The organism is Micromonospora sp. R311 (genome assembly GCF_056780015.1).
This window is the reverse complement of the sequence record NZ_JBSWCE010000034.1, coordinates 35,381-56,878: the sequence shown is the minus strand read 5'-3', so window position 1 is coordinate 56,878 and position 21,498 is coordinate 35,381. Positions and strand designations below refer to the sequence as shown.

Genomic DNA, 21,498 nt, shown 5'->3' with positions numbered 1-21,498 from the left:
GGACGGTGTTGCCGGCGAGCCTGATGCCTGTGAGTCATCAATGTGACTCAGAGGTATCGCGTCGAAGTGGGAACCCGCCCGTCGCCCGGCCGCGTCCCCCAGAGGTGACGGACGCCGGGCACGGCTCGGGCACGGCGTGAGGGCCGGGCAGGGCGCGCACCCAGCCTGAGGGCCGGGCACGGCGCGCACCACAGCCCGAGGGCCGGGCGCGGACGCGTGCCCCGCCGGCCGGGTCCGGGTTGGCTAGGCTCCGGCCGTGCGGATCATCGAAGGTGCCGGGGTGTGGACGCCGCCCGCCGGGGCGGCCAACGACTGCGACCGGCGCCGCTCCAGGCGGCGACCGACCCGCCGGCGGCCGGTCCCGGCCCGGCAGTGCCGCGGCGCTCCGGCGGGTCAGGCCAGGGAGGCCCGCAGGGCGGCGTCCTTCTCGGCCACCAACTGCTCCAGATCCGCCTGGTAGGCCGCCATCCGGTCGAGCAGGGTCCGGTCGGCGGCGCCGAGGATCCGCACGGCGAGCAGGCCGGCGTTGCGGGCGTTGCCGATCGATACCGTGGCGACCGGGATGCCGGCCGGCATCTGCACGATGGAGAGCAGTGAGTCCATCCCGTCCAGGTGCTTCAGCGGCACCGGGACGCCGATCACCGGCAGCGGCGTGACCGAGGCGACCATGCCGGGCAGCGCAGCCGCGCCACCGGCGCCCGCGATGATCACCTTGAGGCCGCGGTCAGCGGCGGCCCGGCCGTAGTCGATCATCTTCACCGGGGTGCGGTGCGCCGAGACCACCTCGACCTCGTAGGGCACCTCGAACTCGTCCAGCACCTCGGCGGCGGCCTTCATGGTGGGCCAGTCCGAGTCGCTGCCCATGATCAACCCGACGGTGGTCACTCGTGCCAGCCTTTCGTTCGCGGGGCCCGCCAGCTCACTCCTCGCGCTCACCGCGACCCTCCCGTAGCCAGCGGGCGGCCCGCGCGGCCCGCGTCCGTACCTCGTCCAGGTCGTCGCCGAGCAGCGTGACGTGCCCGATCTTGCGCCCGGGGCGCACCTGCTTGCCGTAGAGGTGCACCTTCGCTCCGGGCTCGGCGGCGAAGAGGTGGTGCAGCCGCTCGTCGATCGACATCCCGCCGGGCTCGCCGCCGAGCACGTTCGCCATCACCACCACCGGCGCGGTCAGCGCGGTGTCCCCCATCGGGTAGTCGAGGACCGCCCGCAGGTGCTGCTCGAACTGCGAGGTGCGGGCGCCCTCGATGGTCCAGTGCCCGGAGTTGTGCGGCCGCATCGCCAGCTCGTTCACCACGATCCGGCTGCCGCCCGGCCCGGCCGGGTCGGCGACCTCGAACAGCTCGACCGCGAGCAGGCCCACCACGCCGAGCGAGGTGGCCAGGTCGATGGCGAGCTGCTGGGCGGCGACCGCCAGCTCCTCCGGCAGGTCGGGCGCCGGGGCCAGCACCTCGACGCAGATCCCGTCCCGCTGCACCGTCTCGACCACCGGGTACGCGGCGACCTGCCCGAACGGCGAGCGGGCCACCTGCACGGCCAGCTCGCGGCGCAGCGGCACCCGCTCCTCGACGATCAGCCGGGTCCCGCCGGCCAGCAGGGTGCCCGCCAGCTCGCCGGCCTGCGCCGGGCCGTCCACCAGCCAGACGCCCCGGCCGTCGTACCCGCCGCTGGCCGCCTTGAGCACCACCGGCCAGCCGACCTCGTCGCCGAAGCCGACCAGGTGGGCGGGCTCGCCGACCGGCCGCCACGCGGGGTTGGGCGCGCCCAGCTCGGCCAGCCGTTCGCGCATCGCCCGCTTGTCCTGCGCGTAGCGCAGCGCGTCGGCGGGCGGGTAGAGCGTCACGCCCTCGGCGGCCAGCGTGCGGATGTGCTCGTTCGGCACGTGCTCGTGGTCGAAGGTGACCACGTCACAGCCCTTGGCGAAGGTACGCAGCGCGGCGAGGTCGGTGTGGTCGCCGTACTGGACGTCGGCGGCGACCAGCGCGGCACCGTCGTCGGGGGCCAGCGCCAGGACGCGCAGCGACTGGCCGAGGGCGATCGCGGACTGGTGGGTCATCCGGGCCAGCTGGCCACCACCCACCATGCCGACTACAGGCAGACCGGTACGGAAATCCATAGCGGCGCCAGCCTATCCGGCCGGCCCGCCGCCGCCCCTACCGGCCGGTGAGCTGCCCGATCAGGTCGTCCACGGCCGTGACCGGGCGCTCGCAGACGAAGCCCCGGCAGGCGTACGCGGTGGGCTGCCCGTCGAGCATCGGCCGGTCGGCGAGCAGCGGCACCCCCGGCTGGTCGGCCCGGCCCGCCACGATCACCGCCCCGGGTGGCGCGTGCCGGTGCGCCGCCGCGACCAGCGGATCGCCGGCCGGCTCCTCGGTGACCACGGCGATCTCGTACGGCCCGGAGAGCAGCGCCTCGCCGACGGTGGCCGCGTACCCGGTGAAGCGGGCGTGCCGGCCGACGATCGGCGCGACGGTGCCCAGTGCCGCCTCGGCCGCCTCCCGGTAGCGGGTCTCCCCGGTCAGCGCCGCGTACGCCACCAGCGCGGCGACGATCGCCGAGCGGCCCGAGGGAGTGGCGTTGTCGGTGGGGTCGGCCGGCCGGGTGACCAGCCGTTCGGCGTCATCGGCGGTGTCGTAGAAGCCGCCGCCGGGCGCGGCGAACCGCTCCAGCGCGACGTCCAGCAGCCGCCCGGCCAGTTCCAGCCAGCGCCCCTCGCCGGTGAGCTGGTGCACGGCGCAGAAGGCCTCGGCGACGCAGCCGTAGTCCTCCAGCACGCCGGCCGGCTCGCCGACCACCCCGCCCCGGGAGACCCGGCGCAGCCGGCCGGCCACCAGGTGCCGGTCGGCGAGCACCTCGGCGATCCGGGTCGCCGCGGCGGCGGTCACCGGGTCACCGGTGAGCGCGGTGTGCTCGACCAGCGCGGTGACCGCCAGCCCGTTCCAGGCGGCGACCACCTTGTCGTCGCGGGCCGGCTGGGGCCGGGTGTCGCGCACCTCGCGCAGCCGGGCCCGGACCCGCTCCCAGCGGCCGGCCACCGCCGGGTCCACGTCGTCCACGTCCCGGGCCAGCCGCAGCACGCTGGTGCCGTGCTCGAACGAACCCGACTCGGTGACCGCGAACAGGTCGGCGGCGAAGCGGCCGTCCTCCTCCCCCAGCGCCTCGACCAGTTGCGCCGGCGTCCAGGCGTAGGTGAGCCCCTCGACCCCCTCGGTGTCCGCGTCCAGCGCGGAGGCCAGCCCACCCTCGGGGGTGCCCAGGTCGTCGATCATGAAGGCGGCCGTCTCGGCGGCGACCCGGGCCGCGAGGGGGTCACCGGTGAGCCGCCAGAGCTGGGTGTACGCCCGCAGCAGCAGGGCGTTGTCGTAGAGCATCTTCTCGAAGTGCGGCACGGTCCAGTGCGCGTCCACCGAGTAGCGGGCGAAACCCCCGGCGAGCTGGTCGTAGATGCCGCCCCGGGCCATCGCCTCGCAGGTGTGCCGGACGATCTCCAGGCTGCGCGCCGAGCCGGTGCGCTGGTGGTGCCGGAGCAGGAAGAGCAGGTTCATGTGCGGCGGGAACTTCGGCGCCCCGCCGAAGCCGGCGTTCGTCTCGTCGTACTCCTGGCCGAGCTGCTCGGCCGCGGCGTCGAGCAGTCCGGCGTCCAGCGGCGCGGTGGGCCCGCCCACGGCCTGGGCGCCGCCGATCGCCTCGACCACCGCGGCGCCCTGCCGCACGACCGCCTCCCGCTGGTCCCGCCACGCGGTGGCGACCGACTGGAGCAGCCGGACGAAGTTGGCCCGCGGGTAGTAGGTGCCGCAGAAGAACGGGGTGCCGTCCGGGGTGGCGAAGACGGTCATCGGCCAGCCGCCCTGGCCGGTCATCGCCTGGGTGGCGGTCATGTAGACCGCGTCGACGTCCGGCCGCTCCTCCCGGTCCACCTTGACGCACACGAAGTCGTCGTTCATCAGGGCGCCGACCTGCTCGTTCTCGAACGACTCGTGGGCCATCACGTGGCACCAGTGGCAGGCGGCGTAGCCGACCGAGATGAGCACCGGGACGTCCCGCCGCTTCGCCTCGGCGAACGCCTCGTCGCACCACGGCCACCAGTCGACCGGGTTGTCGGCGTGCTGGAGCAGGTACGGGCTCGTGGCGTCGGCGAGTCGGTTCACCCGACGACCATAACCAGCCTCCGGCGGGACCGCCCGCCGGTCAGGAGGCGTCGTCGGCGCGGAGCGGGAAGACGTTCGGGCGGGCCTCGTCGAGGAGGGTGCCGAGAACGGCGCCGATCTTGTCAGCCGGCATCGGTTTGAAGAAGTGGTAGCCCTGGGCGGCGGTGCAGCCCAGCTCGGCCAGGGCGATCCGCTGCTCGGCGGTCTCCACCCCCTCGGCGACCACCCGCAGCCCCAGCTCGTGGGCGAGTCCGACGGTGGTCCGGACGATCGCCGCCGCCTCCGGCGATTCCACCATCCGGATCACGAAGGAACGGTCCACCTTCAACTCGTCCACCGCGATCCGGGTGAGGAAGGTGAGCGAGGAGAAGCCGGTGCCGAAGTCGTCCACCGCGAGCTGCACGCCCATCGACCGGAGGGTGGCGAGCACCTCGTCGATCACCTCGAGCTCGCTCATCACCACGGTCTCGGTGATCTCCAGGACCAGCCGCTGCGGCGGGACCTGGTGCCGGCGCAGCGCCTCGGCGATCTCGGTGGGCAGCCGCGGGTCGAGCAGGCTGCGCGCCGAGAGGTTCACCGAGATCGGCACGTCCAGCCCTTCGCGGGCCCACCCGGCGGCCACCGAGAGCGCCTTGTCCAGCACGTAGCGGGTGAAGGTGCCGAGCTGCTCGCTGTTCTCCACCGGGCGGATGAAGTCGACCGGACCGAGCCAGCCGCGGCGCGGGTGGCGCCAGCGGATCAACGCCTCCACCCCGGTCGGCGCGCCGGTGGTGAGGTCCACCGCCGGCTGCAACGCCAGCACCAACTGGTCGTCGGCGGCCAGCGCCTCGCGCAGCTCGGCCAGCAGGGCCAGCTGGTCGGTGCTGGCCGCGTCCCGGGCCGAGTCGTACGCGGCGACGCTGCCGCCGCCCTCCTTGGCCTGGTACATCGCGATGTCGGCCCGGCGCAGCAGCTCGGTCAGGTCGGCGGTGCCGGCGTCGGCGACCACCACGCCGACGGAGACCTCCACGGACATCCGCACCCCGGCAACCTCGGTCGGGGCGGCCAACCGCTCGGCGATCTCGCGGGCCTGGCGCAGCGCGTACGCCATCGGCGCGGTCCGGCCGCCGACCACCGGGACCGAGGTGAGCAGCAGCGCGAACTCGTCGCCGCCGAGCCGCCCGAGCAGGTCGCCGGAGCGGGCCAGGGTGCCCAGCCGGTTGGCGGTCAGCCGCAGCAGCTGGTCGCCGGCCGCGTGCCCGAGGGTGTCGTTGACCTCCTTGAACTGGTTGATGTCGAGCAGCAGCAGGGCCACCGGGTGGTCGTGCGCGAGCTGCCGCAGCGCCTGGTCGCCCTTGCTGAGCATGGCCGCCCGGTTGACCAGGCCGGTGAGCTGGTCGTGCACCGCCTCGTACGACGAGCGGGCGGTGACCAGCCGCAGCTCCCGGTGGGTCGCGGCGTCGTGCAGCGCGGCGGCCAGGGCATCGCCGAAGGCGGCCACCGCGTCGCGTTCCCGGACGCTCGGCGGCGCCGACCGGGGGAACCGGACCCGCAGTTCGCCGACCCGGGCGGTGCCCACGGTCAGGCTGCGGACCAGCTCGTGCTCGTCCGGTTCGGCACGGCCGGGCGGGCCGACCTCGCGGTCGACCACCTGACCGGCCGCGTCGCCCCGGTAGCGGCGCCACCGGCCGTCGCCCCGGGCCACGTCGACGTCGACCAGCTCGGCGTTGAACAGGGTCACCGCCCCGGTCACCGCCGCGGTGGCCACCCCCCGCTCGTCGAGCTGGTTCAGCGCGGCGGTGGCCTCGGCGAACGCCCGCCAGGCCCGCCGCTCCTGGTCGGCCCGGAGCCGGTGCCGGTAGGTCTGCTGGAGCAGCCAGAGCGGCGGCGGGAGCAACAGCAGCCAGCGCGCGTCGATTTCCAGCAGGGTCACCACGATCAGGCCGACGGCGACGTTGCCGACGAACATCAGCAGCTTGCCGCGGAGCGCGGCGAGCAGCGGCGGCCCGATCGGGACGCCGTGCCGCAGCGCCAGGGTCACCCCGCCCAGCCAGGCGGTGGCGAACAGGTAGGTGACCGAGCCGGCGACCACGGCGAGGGCCAGCGCCGGGGTCGGCGCGGTCAGCAGCGGCTGGCCGAGCGCGGTGGTGACCGACACCGCCAGCGCGGTGGCGGCGGTGAGCGACACCGCGATGCGCGCCACCTCCAGCGCGCCGCGGCGCTCGCCGAACAGCGAGATCGCCGACCAGGCCAGCCCCGCGCCGAGCAGGGTGGCGGCCGGAAGCCAGCCGGCCGGCACCAGGTAGAGGCAGATGATCAGCGCGGCCTCGCCCCAGGTGATGCTCACCATGCCGGCGCCGGTGCGGAACCGCAGCCGGGCCAGCTGGGCGAGGGCGAACACGGCGACCGCGACGCCGAACCGGGCCGGACCGCCGAGCGGATCGTCGGCCGGCAGCCGGGCCGGCAGGGTGAGCCCCACCGTGGCGGCGACCAGCGCGGTCAGCGCGACGGCGGCGGTGAGCAGGAGGACCCGCGGCGGCGTGCCGTGGATTCCGAGCCGGTCGAACTGCTCGCCGGCCCGGTCGGAGGTCACCGACCCCCTCCCGTCGACCGCCGGACGGTACGGCGGGCAGCCGCGACTGTGTCGGTCATCGGCGCCCCCTCCCGCGCACGGCTCGGGGACGCGTGGTCCCCCCGGCGGAAGGCTAAGCCAAACCCGGTGGTCGCAACAGGGGGCGACGACCCGGATCGGCGTGAATCATGCGGGGACTAGCCGTTGCGGTCCTGCTGACGCCCGTTGGGAGCGTTCGTGGATGAATCCTGCGAGCCGGTCCCGTCTGTCGGATCGACGACTGCGGCGTCCGCCCGACCCGGCTCGGCCGACTGCGCCTGCGCGGGGAACCGGTCCGGCAGCCGGCGCAGCCGAGCGTTCATGTTGCGGATCAACAGGACGGTGGCGGTGCCCAGCAGCAGGATGAGGAGGAGGCCCATCGGGCCGGCCAGGCCACCCGTGCGGGTGTCCCCGAAGTTGTTCTCCGCGAGCACCTGGGCAGCGGTCAGCATGGCGTTCCTCCGATGTGCGACTGGCTCCCAGCGTAGCGCCGCGCCGGGTCAGCGGGCATGCGCCGTCTCTCGCACCCCGGCGAAGAGGTCCGACTCGGGCAGCGGGCTGTCGACCATCGACCGGGCGAGTTGGAAATCCTCGGTGGGCCAGGCGCGCCGCTGCAGCTCCATGGGCACCTGGAACCAGAAACCGTCCGGGTCGACCTGGGTGGCGTGGGCGCGCAGGGCGTCGTCGCGGACCGGGAAGTATTCGGCGCACTCGACCCGGGTGGTGATCCGGCTGCCCTTGTCGGGCCGGTCCTCCCAGCGATCGAGCCACTCCTGGTAGGGCGACTCCAGGCCGGCGGCCAGCATCGCCTCGTGCAGCGCCATGATCTTGCCCTTGGAGAACCCGACGTCGTAGTAGAGCTTGAGCGGCTGCCACGGCGCGCCCAGTTCCGGGTAGCGCTCCGGGTCGCCGGCGGCCTCGAAGGCGGCCACGCTGACCTTGTGGCACATGATGTGGTCGGGGTGCGGGTAGCCGCCCTCCTCGTCGTACGTGGTGACGACGTGCGGACGGAACTCGCGCATCAGGCGCACCAGCGGCCCGGCGGCCACCTCGACGTCCTGCAGGGCGAAGCAGCCCCCGGGCAGCGGCGGCAGCGGGTCGCCCTCGGGCAGCCCGGAGTCGACGAAGCCCAGCCAGGCCTGCTCGACGCCGAGGATCGCCCGGGCGGCGTCCATCTCGGCGCGGCGGATGTCGCCGATGTTGGCCCAGACGTCCGGCCGGTCGAGCTTCGGGTTGAGCACGCTGCCGCGCTCACCGCCGGTGCACGTCACGACCAGGACGTCCACCCCCTCGGCGACGTACTTCGCCATGGTCGCGGCGCCCTTGCTCGACTCGTCGTCCGGGTGCGCGTGGACGGCCATGAGTCGCAGTTGCTCTGCCAACGTGCGCTCCTCGTCTGTGCCCAGCCGCGGGCCCGACCCGGGCCGCTCTGCTGACCTGCCGAAATCCTGCCCGGGCCGGAGACCGTCGGCACCGAGGTGTCATCCTTGACACCGAAGCCGGACCGGAAGGATGCACTCTCATTCTTGCGGATGCCGCCGACAACAACGCCAGGAGATACCCGCCGGTGACCGAGACGCACGCCACAATCCCGCCGGGCACGCCCGTGTTCCCGCCCGGGCGGTACGGCCGCCGCCGCGAGCCCGGCCGCCGCCGGCCGCTGCTGGCGGCGCTGCTGGCGGTGGTCCTGGTGGCGCTGCTCGGCCTGGTCGCGGTCCGGCTCTACCGGCAGTACGGCGATCCGAACTACAAGGCCCAGGTGATCACGTACACGGGCATCACGGACACCCAGGTGCTGGTCGACTTCCGGGTGACCGTGCCGGACGGCGGTTCGGCGGTCTGCGTGCTGCGGGCCCGGGACCGCGCCGGCGCCGAGGTGGCCCGCGAGGAGGTGACCGTGTCCGCGCCGCCCGGCGAGCGGCACGTCACCACCCGGCACCGCCTGGTGACCACCGCACGGCCCTTCATCGGCGAGGTGCTGCGCTGCCGGCCGGCCGCCTGAGCTGCCAGCGCACCGCCGGCGCCCGGAACGGGCACGGGTGGTGATCGGCGACACGCTGTGTCGTACCGCACTGGTAACTTGGAAGTTCACCTGTCAGCCAGCCACGCACATCTGAGGAGATCGCCTGTGTCCAACGGCAACGAGGCGCCCGCCACCTGGCTGTCCCAGGACGCTTACGACCGCCTGAAGGCCGAGCTCGACGAGCACATCGCGAACCGACCGGTCATCGCCGCCGAGATCAACGCTCGGCGGGAGGAGGGCGACCTGCGGGAGAACGGTGGCTACCACGCCGCCCGCGAGGAGCAGGGCAAGGCGGAAGGGCGCATCCGCTACCTCCAGGAGCTGCTGCGCACCGCCAAGGTCGGCGAGGCGCCGTCGGCCGACGCGGTGGCACCCGGCATGGTCGTGACCATCTACTTCGACGACGACAAGGACGACACCGAGACCTTCCTGCTCGGGTCCCGGGAGATCGCGTCGACCACCGACCTGACGGTCTACAGCCCCGAGTCCGCGCTCGGCAAGGCGATCCTGGGTGGACGGGCCGGCCAGACCTGCACCTACACGGCGCCCAGCGGCGCCGACATCAAGGTGACCGTGGTCAGCTTCGAGCCGTTCTCCGGCTGAACCCCGGCCGGGCGCGTCGGCGCCCGGCGGCATCGCGTAGGACCGAGGCGTGGCACCGGCGGTGTCACGCCTCGGCCGCGAAGACCACCTGGTAGCCGCTGGCCCGCAGCGCGCTGATCAGCGTGTCGGAGTGCTCCACCCCGCGGGTCTCCACCGACAACGCCACCTCCACCTCGCCCAGCCGCAGGTGCGGGTTGGCCCGCTGGTGCTCCACGTCCACCACGTTCGCCCGGTGCTCGGCGATCTGGCTGAGCAGCGAGGCGAGCTGGCCGGGCCGGTCCGAGCAGCGCACGGTGACCCGCAGGTAGCGGCCGGCGGCCGCCAGACCGTGCTCGATCACCCGCAGCATCAGCAGCGGGTCGATGTTGCCGCCGGAGAGCACCGCCACCACCGGCGCCTCGACCTGCACCGCGCCGGCCAGCAGGGCGGCCACCCCGACCGCGCCGGCCGGCTCCACCACCTGCTTGCCCCGTTCCAACAGCATCAGCAGCGCCCGGGAGATGTCCTCCTCGGAGACGGTCACGACCTCGTCGACCAGCTTGCGGACGTGGGTGAAGGTGATCTCCCCCGGCCGGCCCACCGCGATGCCGTCCGCGATGGTGGCGAACGCGGGCAGCCGGACCGGCTCACCGGCGGCGAGCGAGGGCGGGAAGGCCGCCGCGCCGGCCGCCTGCACCCCGATCACCCGTACGTCCGGGCGCAACGCCTTGGCCGCGACCGCCATGCCGGAGATCAGCCCGCCGCCGCCGACCCCGGTGATGATCGTCTTGACGTCCGGGCACTGTTCCAGGATCTCCAGCGCCACGGTGCCCTGGCCGGCGATCACGTCCCGGTGGTCGAACGGGTGGATCAGCACGGCGCCGGTGCGCTCGGCGAAGGTCTGCGCCGCCACCAGCGCCTCGTCGACGTTGTTGCCGACCAGTTCGACCTGGGCGCCGTACCCCTTGGTGGCCGCCACCTTCGGCAGCGGCGCGTTCACCGGCATGAAGACCGTGGCGTGCGTGCCGACCAGCCCGGCGGCGAGCGCGACGCCCTGGGCGTGGTTGCCGGCGCTCGCCGCGACCACGCCGCTGGCCCGCTCCGCCTCCGACAGCCGGCAGATCCGCACGTACGCGCCGCGCACCTTGTACGAGCCGGCCCGCTGGAGGTTCTCGCACTTGAGCCAGGCCGGGCCGCCGAGCGCCGCGCTCAGCGGGCGGGAGGGCTCCAGCGGCGTGGTGCGGGTGACGCCGGCGAGCAGGTCCCGCGCGGCCCGTACGTCGGCGAGGCCGACCAGTTCCGTCATGCCCCGATCGTGCCACCCCCCACCCGGCCCACCACCACCGACGCCCCGCGCCGCCACGTCTCCGCGATCGTGCACCTGTGGCCCACAAGACGCACCGCCTGCCCCGGTTCCCGGGAGCGGGAAGTGCGGGATCGGTGAGGTCAGACGGCGGTCGCGGGGACCCGGGGGTAGCCCGGGGCGTGCCGGGTCCAGGGGGCCTCCATCTCGAACTGGCCGGCCACGCCGAGCAGCAGCAGCTCCGAGCCGGGTGGGCCGACCAGCTGCACCGCCACCGGCAGCCCGTCCGGGCGGCGGCCGACCGGCACCACCAGCGCGGGCAGGCCGGCGATGTTCCACGGCGCCGCGTAGGGGGCGTAGCGGATGTTCGCCACCATGTTGGCCCGCCAGGAGCGGCCGGACCAGCTCGCGGCCTCCGGCGGCGGGGCGGCCAGCGCCGGGGTGAGCAGCAGGTCCACCGAGTGGTCGGTGAAGAAACCGATGGACCTCTCCCGCCATGCGGCCCGGTCGGCCTCCCGCACGTACCCGCGCCGCTGCGCCCACTCGCCGAGGGCGACGTGCCGCCGGCTACGCGGTTGCAGGCTGCGCCGGTCCAGCCCGGCGGCCCGCGCCTCGACGGCCGCGGCGGCGAACCAGGTGGCGATCCCCTGCAGCCCGAGCCGGGTGGGGTAGACCGGGTCGGCGGGGACGGTGTCGTGCCCGGCCGCGGCGAGCAGCCGGCCGGCGGCGGCGACCGCGTCCCGGTTGGGCTGGTCGGGACGGACGCCGCGCACCGGCGAGCGGAGCGAGACGCCGACCCGCAGCCGCTGCGGCGGAACCAGCTTCTCGGGCCGGCGACCGGCCAGCACCGAGAAGCCGACCGCCGCGTCGGCGACGGTGGTGGCCAGGATGCCGTGCTCGGTGAGGCCGAACCAGTCCTCCGCGCCGAGCTGGCACGGGACCACGCCCCGGCCGGGCTTGAGCCCGATCAGGCCGCAGCAGGCGGCGGGGATGCGGATCGAGCCGAGGCCGTCGTTGGCGTGCGCGATCGGCACCAGGCCGGCGGCGACCGCGGCGGCCGCGCCGCCCGAGGACCCGCCGGGGGTGCGGCCGGTGTCCCAGGGGTTGCGGGTCACCGCGGTCTCGTCGTCGGTGAGGCCCCAGAGTCCGAGCTCCGGCATCCGGGTCACCCCGAGGATCACCGCGCCGGCCCCGCGCAGCCGGCGGACCACCTCGTGGTCGGCCTCCGCCACCGGGGTACGCACCGCGGCCGACCCGTTCCAGGTCGGCAGCCCGGCGACCGGGGTGTTCTCCTTGACCGCCACCGGCACCCCGGCCATCGGCAGGTTGGCCAGGTCCTCCTGCTCGTCGACCTTCTCCGCCTCGGTGATCGCCTCCCCGCCGCGCACCGCGCGGAACGCGGCGAGGTCGGCGTCGGCCCGGGCGATGTGGTCGAGGTGGTCGGCGACCACCTGGGTGGCGGAGACGTCGCCCCGGCGTACGCCGCGGGCGATCTGCCTCGCGGTCGCCCCCACCCAGGTCGGCATGATGTCCTGCACGGCCACCCTCCCCAGCCAGCGGTCAGCCCAGCGCCTGCTCCAGATCGGCGAGCAGGTCGTCGACCGTCTCGATGCCGACAGACAGTCGCACGAGATCGCCGGGAACTTCAAGCGGCGAGCCGGCGGCACTTGCGTGTGTCATCCGGCCCGGGTGCTCGATCAGGGATTCCACCCCGCCGAGCGACTCGGCGAGCACGAAGAGCTTCGCCCGGTTGCAGATCTCCACCGCGTGGTCCTCGCCGCCGGCGGCCCGGAACGAGATCATGCCGCCGAACCGGCGCATCTGCTTCGCGGCCACCTCGTGGCCGGGGTGCGCGGGCAGGCCCGGGTAGATGACCTGGGCCACCTTGGCGTGCCCGTCCAGGTACGCGGCGATCCGCTCGGCGTTGTCGCAGTGCCGGTCCATCCGTACGCCCAGGGTCTTGATCCCGCGCAGGGTGAGCCAGGCGTCGAACGGCCCGTTGATCGCGCCCATCGCGTTCTGGTGGTAGCGCAGCTCCTCGCCGAGCCCGGCGTCGGCCGCGACCAGCGCCCCACCGACCACGTCGGAGTGGCCGCCGATGTACTTGGTGGTGGAGTGCACGACCACGTCCGCGCCGTGCGCGATGGGCTGCTGCAGGTACGGCGAGGCGAAGGTGTTGTCGACCACCAGCAGTGCGCCCGCGTCGTGCGCGACGGCGGCCAGCGCGGCGATGTCGGCGATGCCGAGCAGCGGGTTGGTCGGCGTCTCCAACCAGACGATCTTCGTCCGTCCGGGCTGGACGGCGGCCCGGATGGCGTCCGGGTCGGAGACCTTGGCCGGGGTGAAGTCCAGCCCCCACCGCTGGGCGACCCGGGCGAAGAGCCGGTACGTGCCGCCGTACGCGTCGTCCGGGATCACCACGTGGTCACCCGGCTTGCAGACCGTCCGCAGCAGGGTGTCCTCGGCGGCCAGGCCGCTGGCGAAGGCGAGCCCGACCGGGCCGCCCTCCAGCGCGGCGAGGCACTCCTGGAGCGCGTCGCGGGTCGGGTTGCCGGAGCGGCTGTACTCGTAGCCCTGCCGGGGCGCGCCGACGGCGTCCTGGGCGTAGGTGCTGGTCTGGTAGATCGGTGGGATCACCGCGCCGGTGCGGGCCTCGGGGTCCTGACCGGCGTGGATGGCGAGCGTCTCGAAGCCGTGACTCATCCCGTGAGGCTAGCCCCCGGAGCCGGGCGCGGCGCCGCAACCCGCGCTGCCCTCGGCGACCCGGGCACCCGGTTACCCTGCCGGGATGAGCGGGTGCGTGTTCTGCGGGATCGTGGCGGGCGGGGTCCCGGCGTTCCGGGTCACCGACGAGCCGGACGGGGTCGCGTTCCTGGACACCCGGCCGGTCTTCAAGGGGCACGTGCTGGTGGTGCCCCGCACCCACCTGGTCACCCTGGCCGACCTGCCGGCCGAGGCGCTGCCCGGCTACTTCGGGCTGGTGCGGCGGATCGCGGTGGCGGTCGAGTCCGGTCTGGGAGCCGGCGGGACGTTCGTGGCGATGAACAACAAGGTGTCCCAGTCCGTGCCGCACCTGCACACCCACGTGGTGCCCCGGACCAGGGGGGACGGCCTGCGGGGCTTCTTCTGGCCCCGCAGCCGCTACGCCGACGACGCGGAGGCCGGGTCGTACGCCGCCCGGATCGTCGCCGCCCTCGCCGGCGGTTGAGCCGCGGGTCGGGCTTCGGGTGCATCCATGGTCGTCGGAGCGACCACCATGCACCCACACCGTCGAGTCGACCCTGCGGGCGGCCCGCGCCTGAGTACCGGTCGGGCGGGTAAGGAAGCGGGGTCCGCCGGCGTTGCACGCTGGGAGAGGACGAAAGGAGTCCCACGTGTTCCTGCGCCGTATGAAGGCCGAACTCCCCACCTCGGACCAGGCCCTGCCGGGCCGCCTGATCGCGATGCCGGTGGCCGACCGGCACGAGGTGCTGGGCACCCCGCTGAAGGGCCCGTTCCCCGAGGGCGCCCAGGTCGCCGTCTTCGGGATGGGCTGTTTCTGGGGCGCCGAGCGGCTGTTCTGGACCCTGCCCGGGGTGTTCACCACCTCCGCCGGCTACGCGGGCGGCATCACGCCGAACCCGACGTACGAGGAGGTCTGCTCCGGGATGACCGGGCACACCGAGGCGGTCCAGGTGGTCTACGACCCGAGCAAGATCAGTTACGAGGACCTGCTCAAGGTCTTCTGGGAGAACCACGACCCGACCCAGGGCATGCGCCAGGGCAACGACGTGGGCACCCAGTACCGGTCGGCGATCTACGCGACCACCGACGAGCAGCTCGCCACCGCGGAGGCCTCGCGGGACGCGTTCGCGCCGATCGTGGCGCGGGCCGGCAAGGGGGAGATCACCACGGAGATCCGCCGGCTCGGCAACTACTACCTGGCGGAGGACTACCACCAGCAGTACCTCGCGCCGACGAAGAACCCGAACGGGTACTGCAACCACGGCCCGAACGGGCTGAGCTGCCCGGTCGGCGTGGCGCGTACCGCCGGCTGAACGTCCTGACAGTCCGATTCCGGGCCTGCGGTGTTTTTCACACCGCGGGCCCGGTGCATATCCGGCATCCGTTCCGGCCGGCACAGGAACCGCCGCCCGGGACCGCCGGTTACCGAGAGTGGCGGGCATCCTAGCGGAGCTGTCATACGACTGTCATCGTCCCAACAGGCGAACCGCAACATCCTCTGGCAGCATGGGCTCGCATGTGCGGACTTGCGGGTGAGTTCCGCCGTGACGGTTCACGCGCCGAGGTAGCGGCGGTGGAGCGCATGGCGGCCACGATGAGTGACCGAGGGCCCGACGACAGCGGGGTCTGGTCCCAGGGCCGGACGGCCCTCGGGCACCGACGCCTCAAGATCATTGACCTCTCCGCCGCGAGCGGGCAACCACTGGTCGACGCCGAGGCCGGGCTGACCGGCGTCTTCAACGGCTGCGTCTACAACTACCGCGAACTGCGGGCGGAACTGGCGGCCAGGGGCCACCGCTTCTTCTCCGCCGGCGACAGCGAGGTCGTGGTCAAGGCGTACGCCGAGTGGGGCCCCGACTTCGTCGACCACCTGGTCGGCATGTTCGCCGTGGCGATCAGCGAGCGGGACACCGGCCGGCTGGTGCTGGCCCGGGACCGGCTCGGGATCAAGCCGCTCTACCTGGCCGAGACGCCGGACGTGGTGCGCTTCGCCAGCACCCTGCCCGCGCTGCTGGCCGGCGGCGGCGTCGACACCGCCATCGACCCGGTCGCGCTCGCCCACTACCTGAGCTTCCACAGCATCGTGCCGCCACCGCGCACCATCCTGCGCGGGGTGACCAAGCTGCCGCCGGCCACGGTCCGGGTCTACGAGCCGGACGGCCGCAGCAACGACCGGGTCTACTGGGACCCGGCCTTCACCCGCTCCGCCGAGCGGGCCGGCTGGTCCGCGCAGGACTGGCAGGACGCCCTGCTGGAGTCGCTGACCACCGCCGTACGCCGGCGGATGGTCGCCGACGTGCCGGTCGGCGTGCTGCTCTCCGGCGGCCTGGACTCCAGCCTGGTGGTCGCCCTGCTCGCCGAGCAGGGGCAGCGCGGGCTCGCCACCTTCTCCATCGGCTTCGACGCGGTCGGCGGCCGGGAGGGCGACGAGTTCGTCTACTCCGACCTGGTGGCGAAGACCTTCGACACCGACCACCACCAGATCAAGGTGGCCGCCGGCGACCTGGTGCCGCCGCTGGAGGCCGCCGTCGCGGCCATGTCCGAGCCGATGGTCAGCCACGACTGCGTCGCGTTCTACCTGCTCAGCGAGGTGGTCGCGGAGCACGTGAAGGTGGTCCAGTCCGGGCAGGGCGCGGACGAGATCCTCGGCGGCTACCACTGGTACCCGCCGCTGGCGGGCATCGACCGGGAGCGGGCCGTCGAGACGTACGCCAAGGCGTTCTTCGACCGGGACGCGGCCGGTCTGGTCCGGGTGCTGAACCCGGCGTGGCTGACCGACGGCGACCCGGCGCGGGAGTTCGTGGCCGCGCACCTGGCCCGGCCCGGCGCGCAGACCGCGGTCGACGCGGGCCTGCGGATCGACACCCAGGTGATGCTGGTCGACGACCCGGTGAAGCGGGTGGACAACATGACCATGGCGCACGGGCTGGAGGCCCGGGTGCCCTTCCTCGACCACGAGTTCGTCGAACTCGCCGCCGGTTGCCCGCCGGAGCTGAAGCTGGCCCAGGGCGGCAAGGGCGTGCTCAAGGAGATCGGCCGCCGGGTGCTCCCGCACCAGGTCATCGACCGGCCCAAGGGGTACTTCCCGGTGCCCGGACTCACCCACCTGGAGGGGAAGCTCCTCGACCGGGTCCGTGACGCCCTCACCGCCCCCGAGGCCCGCCGCCGCGACCTGTTCCGCGCCGACTACGTCGCCGCGCTGCTCGCCGACCCGAACGCCGAACTGACCCCGCTGAACGGAAACAAGCTGTGGCAACTCGGACTCCTGGAAATGTGGCTCCAGAGCCACGGAATCGACTGACCGTGGCCGACACCCTCGCGACCGGGGCGGCCCGCACCGACCGGGTCCGCCACGCCGACCGGCGGTACGAGCGGGTCGGTCCCGGCGGTGACCCGGTGGCGCCGGGCGCCGACGAGCGGCCGACCGGCGACGCGGGCGTGGTGCTGGACTGCGGCTGGGGCCGGCTGGTCTTCGGGCAGACCTTCGCCGACCAGGCCGCCGTCGCCGACGTGCTGCGCTCCGAGGCGGCCGGCTCCCGGGACATCTGCATCTACCTGCGCGATCCGCACGTGCTGGTCTCCCGGCTGCCGGACGAGCTCTTCATCGACCCGTCGCTGACCTACCGGCTGCCGCTCGACGCGGACCGGCCGGCCGCCGCCGACACGCCGGTCGACCTGCCGGGGGTACGCGTCCGGCCGCTGCGCGACGCCGCCGACGCGGAGGCGGTGAACCGGATCTACGCGGCCAACGGGATGGTGACCGCGCCGGTCGACGTGCTGGTCGACAACGCCCGCTCCGACCGCTTCCTGCACCTGGTCGCCGAGGCGGCCGGGGGTGCGATCGTCGGAACGATCACCGGCGTGGACCACGTCGCGGTCTTCGACGACCCGGAGCGCGGCGCCAGCCTCTGGTGCCTCACCGTCGACTTCAACCAAGCGCCGCCCGGCACCGGGCAGGTGCTGATCACCGAGCTGGCCGCCCGGCTGGTCGCGCGCGGCCGGGCGTACGTGGACCTGTCCGTGCTGGCCGAGAACGACGGGGCGATCCGGCTCTACGAGCGGCTCGGCTTCCACCGGACCGCCACGCTCTGCGTGAAGCGGAAGAACCCGATCAACGAGCGGCTCTTCCTGCCCGCCCTGCCGGAGGGCTACGACCGGCTCAACCCGTACGCGAAGATCGTCGCCGACGAGGCGATGCGCCGGGGCATCCGGGTGGAGGTGACCGACCCGGCCTGGGGCGAGCTGCGGCTCACCAGCGGCGGCCGGACCGTGCTCACCCGGGAGTCGCTGTCGGAGCTGACCTCGGCGGTGGCGATGAGCCGCTGCGACGACAAGCGGGTCACCCGGCGGATCCTGGCCGAGGCGGGCCTGTCCGTGCCGCGTGGCCGGACCGCCACCGGCGACGACGGCGACCTCGCCTTCCTGGCCGAGGTCGGCCGGGTGGTGGTGAAGCCGGCGCGCGGCGAGCAGGGCAACGGCATCACCGTCGGGGTGGCCGGCCCCGAGGCGCTGGCCGCCGCGGTCGAGCTGGCCGCCCGGTTCTGCCCGGACGTGCTGATCGAGGAGCTGCGCACCGGCGAGGACCTGCGGGTGATCGTGATCGACCACGAGGTGGTGGCCGCGGCGGTGCGCCGGCCCGCGGCGATCATCGGGGACGGTGTGCACGACATCGCTGAGCTGATCGAGCGGCAGAGTCGCCGGCGGGCGGCCGCCACCGGCGGCGAGTCCCGGATCCCGGTGGACGAGCTGACCCGGGACGTGCTGGCCGAGGCCGGGTACGCCCTGCCCGACGTGCTGCCCGAGGGGCAGGTGCTGGTCGTCCGCCGTACCGCCAACCTGCACACCGGCGGCACCATCCACGACGTCACCGGGGAGCTGCACCCGGTGATCGCCGAGGCGTGCGTGGCCGCGAGCCGGGCGCTGGACATCCCGGTCACCGGGCTGGACCTGCTGGTGCCCGCCCCGGACCGGCCCGAGCACGTCTTCATCGAGGCGAACGAGCGGCCCGGCCTGGCCAACCACGAGCCGCAGCCGACCGCCGAGCGCTTCGTGGACCTGCTCTTCCCCGGCACCCGGGCCCCGCAGCGGCTCTGGTCGCCGTCCCGCCCGGGAGGCGCCGCGTGAGCCCGCGACCGCTCGAGATCGACCTGGACTACCTGCGCCGGGTGCTGGTGGAGCTGCTGGAGATCCCGAGCCCGTCGGGGCGTACCGACCACGTGCAGCAGTACGTCGGCGAGCGGCTCTCCGCGCTCGGCATCGGCTCCACGCTGACCCGGCGCGGGGCGCTGAGCGCCTACCTGCCCGGCCCCCGCGCCACCGGCGCCGACCGGGCGGTCGTGGTGCACACCGACACCATCGGCGGGATGGTCAAGCGGCTCAAGGAGAACGGCCGGCTGGAGCTGAAGCCGATCGGCACGCACAGCGCCCGGTTCGCCGAGGGCGCGCACGTGCGGATCTTCACCGACGACCTCGACCGGGTCGTCACCGGCCAGGTGCTGCCGCTCAAGGCCAGCGGGCACCGGTACAACGAGGGCGTCGACTCCCAGGGCATCGGCTGGGAGCAGGTCGAGGTGCGGGTCGACGAGCCGGTCTCCGACGTCGCCGGCCTGCGGGCGCTCGGCATCGACGCCGGGGACTTCGTGGCGTTCCTGCCCAACCCGGCGGTCACCCCGGGCGGGTACGTCAAGTCCCGGCACCTCGACGACAAGGCCGGCGTCGCCGCCGTGCTGACCGCGTTCAAGGCGCTGGTCGACGCGGGCGTACGCCCGGCGGTCACCGCGCACCTGCTGGTCACCGTGACCGAGGAGATCGGGCACGGCGCCTCGCACGGCCTGGACCCGGACGTGGCGGAGATCGTCTCGGTGGACGCCGCGGTGGTCGCGCCCGGCCAGCAGTCCCGCGAGGACGCGGCCACCCTGGCCATGGGCGACGGGGTCGGGCCGTTCGACTACCACCTGACCCGCAAGCTGGCCGCGATCGCCGCCGAGCACGGGGTGCGCCTGGTGCGGGACGTCTTCGACTACTACCGCTCCGACGTGGCGGCGGCGGTGGAGGCCGGCGCGCACGCCCGGGTGGCGCTGCTCGGCTTCGGCGTCGACGCCACCCACGGGCACGAACGCACCCACCTCGACGGCCTGCGCCAGCTCACCCAACTGCTCTGCCTCTACCTGCAGAGCGACCTGGTCTTCCCGGAGTGGGACGCGGAACCGGAGGGCGACCTGGCCGACTTCCCGTCGCTGGCGGTGCAGCCGGCCGTCGGGGACGGCCCGCGCGAGGGCCCGATCGGCATCGCCGGAACCGGCTGAGGCCGGCCGGAATTCCCGCCGGCGTTGTGATCGAAATCCGTTGCCGGGTGCCACGGGCACTGGATAGCGTGACGGTACACGGGAAAGGAGGTGGTCCAGACTTGTATAGCAATCGGACTCGTGAGGTGGCTGTCCGCTAGCCGCTGTCCTCGACAGTAATCCCGTCCGCCGCGAGGCGGGCACAGGCACCATCGTCGAGACCGTGTGGCAGCGGTGCGGCGAATCCACGACAGCCACCCGACCCCCGGGGTGCCGGCCTCAGTCCAGCCGGCCCGCGCGCGAGCGCGGAAACCCCGGGGGTCGCTTCATGTGCCCGGCGGGCGCCGGACCGAGCAGCCGGAGGATCGGCGTGTCGATGCGCGAGCTGGTGGTGCTCGGGACGGCCAGCCAGGCGCCGACCCGGCAGCGCAACCACAACGGCTACGTACTGCGCTGGGACGACGAGGTGATCCTCTTCGACCCGGGCGAGGGCAGCCAGCGGCAGTTGCTGCACACCGGCGTGACGGCCACCGACCTGACCCGCGTCTGCGTCACCCACTTCCACGGCGACCACTGCCTCGGCCTGCCCGGCACCATCCAGCGGCTCTCGCTGGACCGGGTGCCGCACCCGGTGGCGATGCACTTCCCGGCCGGCGGCGCCGAGTACTTCGCCCGGCTGCGGCACGCCACCAGCTTCCACGAGACCGCCGAGCTGCGGGTCGAGCCGATCGAGGCCGACGGGCAACGGATCGCCCTGGGGTGCGGCACGCTGGAGGCCCGCCGGCTGCGGCACCCGATCGAGACGTACGGCTACCGCCTGGTCGAGCCGGGCGGCTGCCGGATGCTGCCGGAGAAGCTGGCCGCGTACGGCATCAGCGGGCCGGCGGTCGGCGAGCTGATCCGGGTCGGCCACCTGGACCTCGACGGCCGCCGCGTCACCCGGGACGAGGTGAGCGTTCCCCGACCCGGGCAGCGGTTCGCCTTCGTGATGGACACCGGCCTCTGCGACGGGGTGTACGCCCTGGCCGAGCACGCCGACCTGCTGGTCATCGAGTCGACCTTCCTCGACTCGGAGGCCGCGCTCGCCGCCGAGGTCGGCCACCTGACCGCGGCGCAGGCCGCGCGGGTGGCGGCCGAGTCGGGGGTACGCCGGCTCGTGCTCACCCACTTCTCCCAGCGCTACCCCGACGCGAGCCGCTTCGCCGACGAGGCGCGCGCGCACTTCGACGGCGACCTGGTGATCGCCGAGGACCTGATGACCGTGCAGGTGCCGCCCCGCCGGGTAGCCTCGGCCGGATGAGCGTCACCCTCCGCCGCGCGGTGCCGGGCGACCTGATGGCGGTCGGCGCGTTGCACCAGCGCTCCCGGGTCGCCACGTACTCGTCCTTCCTGCCGGCGGCGGCGCTGGCCGACCCGACGCCCGAGGTGCTGGGCGGCTACTGGGTCGAGCGGTGGGCCTGGGAGCGGGACACCCACCTGCTGACCGTCGCCGAGCGCGCCGGCACGCTGGTCGGCTTCAGCTACGTCGGCCCGGACGACGAGGGCGACCCGGCGACCGGGCTGCTCTACGCCATCCACCTGGAACCGGCCGAGCGGGGCCGCGGCACGGGTCGCGCGCTGATGGTCGACGCGCTCGCCACCATGCGGTCCCGCGGCTGGTCCCGGGCCGCGCTCTGGGTGCTGGCGGAGAACACCCCCGCCCGCGGCTTCTACGAGCGGGGCGGCTGGACGGCCACCGGCGCCGAACGGGAGGACCTGATCGGGTCCGCGGTCACCACCCAGCTGCGCTACGCCCGGCCGCTGTGACCGGGCGTTCGCCCTGAGCTGATCGGGGCATGCCCGTCGAT

17 protein-coding genes and 2 pseudogenes are annotated in these 21,498 nt (G+C 74.1%); 9 read left to right on the top strand and 10 right to left on the bottom strand.

Translation table 11 applies throughout. The features are described from left to right. Window positions 1-393 precede the first annotated feature (393 nt). The 7 genes and pseudogenes from purE to mca all read right to left on the bottom strand — a co-directional run bounded on the left by purE (window position 394) and on the right by mca (window position 8,117). Window positions 394-885 carry a 5-(carboxyamino)imidazole ribonucleotide mutase gene (purE, locus tag AC1WTP_RS25980; protein ID WP_447135278.1) on the bottom strand — a complete coding sequence of 164 codons (492 nt, stop codon included), beginning with the start codon at window positions 883-885 and terminating at the stop codon, window positions 394-396. Between the two features lie 34 nt (window positions 886-919). Further along, a complete protein-coding gene (locus AC1WTP_RS25975) occupies window positions 920-2,113 on the bottom strand; it encodes a 5-(carboxyamino)imidazole ribonucleotide synthase (RefSeq protein WP_481651887.1) in 1,194 nt (397 codons plus the stop codon). A 37-nt stretch (window positions 2,114-2,150) separates the two neighbouring features. Further along, window positions 2,151-2,861 (bottom strand): annotated as a pseudogene (locus tag AC1WTP_RS25970) (hypothetical protein); the annotation flags it as partial. A gap of 53 nt (window positions 2,862-2,914) precedes the next feature. Further along, window positions 2,915-4,145: pseudogene (locus AC1WTP_RS25965) on the bottom strand (thioredoxin domain-containing protein); the annotation flags it as partial. A gap of 40 nt (window positions 4,146-4,185) precedes the next feature. After that, window positions 4,186-6,675: a putative bifunctional diguanylate cyclase/phosphodiesterase gene (locus AC1WTP_RS25960; protein WP_481651909.1), complete on the bottom strand. Its 2,490-nt coding sequence runs from the start codon at window positions 6,673-6,675 to the stop codon at window positions 4,186-4,188. A gap of 218 nt (window positions 6,676-6,893) precedes the next feature. Then, the gene (locus tag AC1WTP_RS25955; RefSeq protein ID WP_447135276.1) at window positions 6,894-7,187 is read right to left on the bottom strand and encodes a hypothetical protein; all 294 of its coding nucleotides are present in this window, start codon (window positions 7,185-7,187) and stop codon (window positions 6,894-6,896) included. Window positions 7,188-7,235: 48 nt separating this feature from the next. After that, the gene (mca, locus tag AC1WTP_RS25950) at window positions 7,236-8,117 is read right to left on the bottom strand and encodes a mycothiol conjugate amidase Mca (RefSeq protein ID WP_481651886.1); all 882 of its coding nucleotides are present in this window, start codon (window positions 8,115-8,117) and stop codon (window positions 7,236-7,238) included. A 185-nt stretch (window positions 8,118-8,302) separates the two neighbouring features. Between mca and AC1WTP_RS25945 the strand changes: the two genes are divergently transcribed. Both AC1WTP_RS25945 and greA read left to right on the top strand, forming a co-directional pair. Further along, the gene (locus tag AC1WTP_RS25945; protein ID WP_481651885.1) at window positions 8,303-8,737 is read left to right on the top strand and encodes a DUF4307 domain-containing protein; all 435 of its coding nucleotides are present in this window, start codon (window positions 8,303-8,305) and stop codon (window positions 8,735-8,737) included. A gap of 126 nt (window positions 8,738-8,863) precedes the next feature. Then, a complete protein-coding gene (gene greA / locus AC1WTP_RS25940; RefSeq protein WP_447135273.1) occupies window positions 8,864-9,361 on the top strand; it encodes a transcription elongation factor GreA in 498 nt (165 codons plus the stop codon). A 64-nt stretch (window positions 9,362-9,425) separates the two neighbouring features. On the opposite strand, the gene ilvA is transcribed toward greA, so the two are convergent. The 3 genes from ilvA to AC1WTP_RS25925 form a co-directional block, all read right to left on the bottom strand. Further along, a complete protein-coding gene (ilvA, locus tag AC1WTP_RS25935) occupies window positions 9,426-10,646 on the bottom strand; it encodes a threonine ammonia-lyase (RefSeq protein WP_481651884.1) in 1,221 nt (406 codons plus the stop codon). 140 nt (window positions 10,647-10,786) lie between these two features. Next, window positions 10,787-12,187: an amidase gene (locus AC1WTP_RS25930; protein WP_481651883.1), complete on the bottom strand. Its 1,401-nt coding sequence runs from the start codon at window positions 12,185-12,187 to the stop codon at window positions 10,787-10,789. Between the two features lie 16 nt (window positions 12,188-12,203). After that, entirely contained in the window at window positions 12,204-13,346 is a 1,143-nt protein-coding gene (locus AC1WTP_RS25925; RefSeq protein ID WP_447135270.1) for a cystathionine gamma-synthase, read from the bottom strand. Between the two features lie 85 nt (window positions 13,347-13,431). Here AC1WTP_RS25925 and AC1WTP_RS25920 point away from each other — a divergent pair, with 85 nt between their 5' ends. The 7 genes from AC1WTP_RS25920 to AC1WTP_RS25890 all read left to right on the top strand — a co-directional run bounded on the left by AC1WTP_RS25920 (window position 13,432) and on the right by AC1WTP_RS25890 (window position 21,457). Then, on the top strand, window positions 13,432-13,851 hold the full coding sequence (locus AC1WTP_RS25920; RefSeq protein WP_481651882.1) for an HIT family protein: 420 nt from the start codon (window positions 13,432-13,434) through the stop codon (window positions 13,849-13,851). A 166-nt stretch (window positions 13,852-14,017) separates the two neighbouring features. Then, a complete protein-coding gene (gene msrA, locus AC1WTP_RS25915) occupies window positions 14,018-14,680 on the top strand; it encodes a peptide-methionine (S)-S-oxide reductase MsrA (protein WP_481651881.1) in 663 nt (220 codons plus the stop codon). A gap of 203 nt (window positions 14,681-14,883) precedes the next feature. After that, window positions 14,884-16,668, top strand: coding sequence for an N-acetylglutaminylglutamine amidotransferase (locus AC1WTP_RS25910; RefSeq protein WP_481651880.1), 1,785 nt, complete (start codon window positions 14,884-14,886; stop codon window positions 16,666-16,668). Between the two features lie 2 nt (window positions 16,669-16,670). Next, complete coding sequence (gene ngg, locus AC1WTP_RS25905) at window positions 16,671-18,491, top strand: N-acetylglutaminylglutamine synthetase (protein ID WP_481651879.1); 1,821 nt, start codon at window positions 16,671-16,673, stop codon at window positions 18,489-18,491. After that, on the top strand, window positions 18,488-19,672 hold the full coding sequence (locus AC1WTP_RS25900; protein WP_481651878.1) for an osmoprotectant NAGGN system M42 family peptidase: 1,185 nt from the start codon (window positions 18,488-18,490) through the stop codon (window positions 19,670-19,672). The genes ngg and AC1WTP_RS25900 overlap by 4 nt, the downstream gene beginning before the upstream one ends. A 349-nt stretch (window positions 19,673-20,021) precedes the next feature. Then, a complete protein-coding gene (locus AC1WTP_RS25895; protein WP_481651877.1) occupies window positions 20,022-20,951 on the top strand; it encodes a ribonuclease Z in 930 nt (309 codons plus the stop codon). Continuing rightward, the gene (locus AC1WTP_RS25890) at window positions 20,948-21,457 is read left to right on the top strand and encodes an N-acetyltransferase family protein (RefSeq protein WP_481651876.1); all 510 of its coding nucleotides are present in this window, start codon (window positions 20,948-20,950) and stop codon (window positions 21,455-21,457) included. The genes AC1WTP_RS25895 and AC1WTP_RS25890 overlap by 4 nt, the downstream gene beginning before the upstream one ends. Window positions 21,458-21,498: the final 41 nt, after the last annotated feature.